A 1641-nucleotide genomic window follows, 5' to 3' on the forward strand; every position below is an offset into this window, starting at 1 on the left:
GGAGGGGACGGGGGTGGGGCGTATCCGCAGGCGAGGCGTCCGTGGAGAGGCCCCACCCCAACCCCTCCCTTAAGGGGAGGGGCTCATATTGGCTCAAGGCATTGCCGTTGCAGTCTAAGGCCGTGCCCCATTCCTCTCCACGGGTGATAGGATTGTACCCTCATTCCGTTCAGCCTGAGCGCAGTCGAAGGCCACGCCCTGCGCTCCCTCCTCATCCCCGGCACACGATGATGGCCAGGTAGGCCAGTCGCTGAAGCAACGAATACATTCAACGCGTCCGACGGACTCCAAACCCCGTCGAGGCGGGAGCATGGAAACGCCGCCCCACGACCATTTGCATCGCCCCATAATTGCGCATCTTTCGCCGCTTGCGCACGTTTCACAAAAGTGACACTCTCCAGTCACAAAAGTGAAACATAGGAGGCGGGATATGCGTGGACTGTTTTCGGTGTTGCTTGTGGCGGCGGCGGGCATGGCGACCCCGGCCATGGCCCAGGATTCTTGGCCGCAGCGCACGGGGTTTCAGGAAATCGCGGCGGGCAATTTCACCGCCGCCGAGCGGACTCTGCTTGCAGAACGTCGCACCGATCCGAACAGCCCGGAACTGATGCTCAACCTCGCCGCAGTCTATGCCAAGACCGGCCGCGCCGCCGATGCGCGCGCGCTGTACGATGCGGTGCTGCAGGAAAAGGCCATTGCGATGGATATGCCGTCGGGGGCGATCCTGTCGTCGCACACCGTGGCCCGCACGGGCCTGCGCCATCTGCCGCAGGCGATCGCCGCGCGGTAAAGCGATAAGGGCAGGTCCGGGCGCTGCTGCGTCTGGACATGCCCGGTCGGCGAGGCGCGGACCGACAGGATACCGCGCCAGCCCGCCCTTGCTTAAATCCTTATTATAAGCGAGGCAGCGTAACCCCGCGCTGGCCCATATATTTGCCCGCCCGGTCGGCATAGCTGGTTTCGCAGGGTTCGTTGCCCTTCAGGAAGAGGAACTGGCAGGCGCCTTCATTGGCGTAGATCTTGGCGGGCAGCGGCGTGGTGTTGGAAAATTCCAGCGTCACATGGCCCTCCCAGCCCGGCTCCAGGGGCGTGACGTTCACGATGATCCCGCACCGCGCATAGGTCGATTTGCCGAGGCAGATGACCAGCACGTCGCGCGGCACCCGGAAATATTCGACGGTCCGCGCCAGCGCGAAGCTGTTGGGCGGGATGATGCAGCAATCGGTCTTGCGGTCGACAAAGCTGTTCGACGCGAAGTCCTTGGGGTCGACGACCGCGCTGTCGACATTGGTGAAGATCTTGAATTCGTCCGCCACCCGCGCGTCATAACCGTAGGATGACAGGCCATAGCTGATGCAGCCGTCGCGGCGCTGGCTCTCGACGAACGGTTCGATCATGCCTTGGGTCTGCGCGGCTTCGCGAATCCAGCGGTCGGACAGGATCGACATCTTCAATTCCTTCAGGTTTGGGCGCTCATCGCCGGATCGCGGGGGCAGGGCAAGCGGCAACCGTAAAACGTATGGCCCGCCCCGTCGGCAAGCGGTTTGTGTCAGCTATTCTGATCAGTCTGCGAAAACGTATCCGGCCTTTTGACGCAAGGTCATTGGCCAAGATGGAGATCCGCGCGTCCTGGTCCTCATA

General features: G+C 62.6%; 2 protein-coding genes. One reads left to right on the forward strand and one right to left on the reverse strand.

Annotation, left to right across the window (positions count from 1 at the left end; all coding sequences use genetic code 11):
* Positions 1-430 precede the first annotated feature (430 nt).
* Positions 431-790 (forward strand): tetratricopeptide repeat protein, encoded by a 360-nt coding sequence (locus BSZ14_RS18675; protein ID WP_042486241.1) that lies wholly within the window; start codon positions 431-433, stop codon positions 788-790.
* 103 nt (positions 791-893) lie between these two features.
* On the opposite strand, the gene dcd is transcribed toward BSZ14_RS18675, so the two are convergent.
* Positions 894-1448: a dCTP deaminase gene (gene dcd, locus BSZ14_RS18680; RefSeq protein WP_042486309.1), complete on the reverse strand. Its 555-nt coding sequence runs from the start codon at positions 1446-1448 to the stop codon at positions 894-896.
* Positions 1449-1641 lie beyond the last annotated feature (193 nt).

The sequence above is a fragment of the Sphingomonas sp. Sph1(2015) genome, assembly GCF_001970915.1.
In the GTDB taxonomy this organism is placed as follows: Bacteria; Pseudomonadota; Alphaproteobacteria; order Sphingomonadales; family Sphingomonadaceae; genus Sphingomonas; species Sphingomonas parapaucimobilis.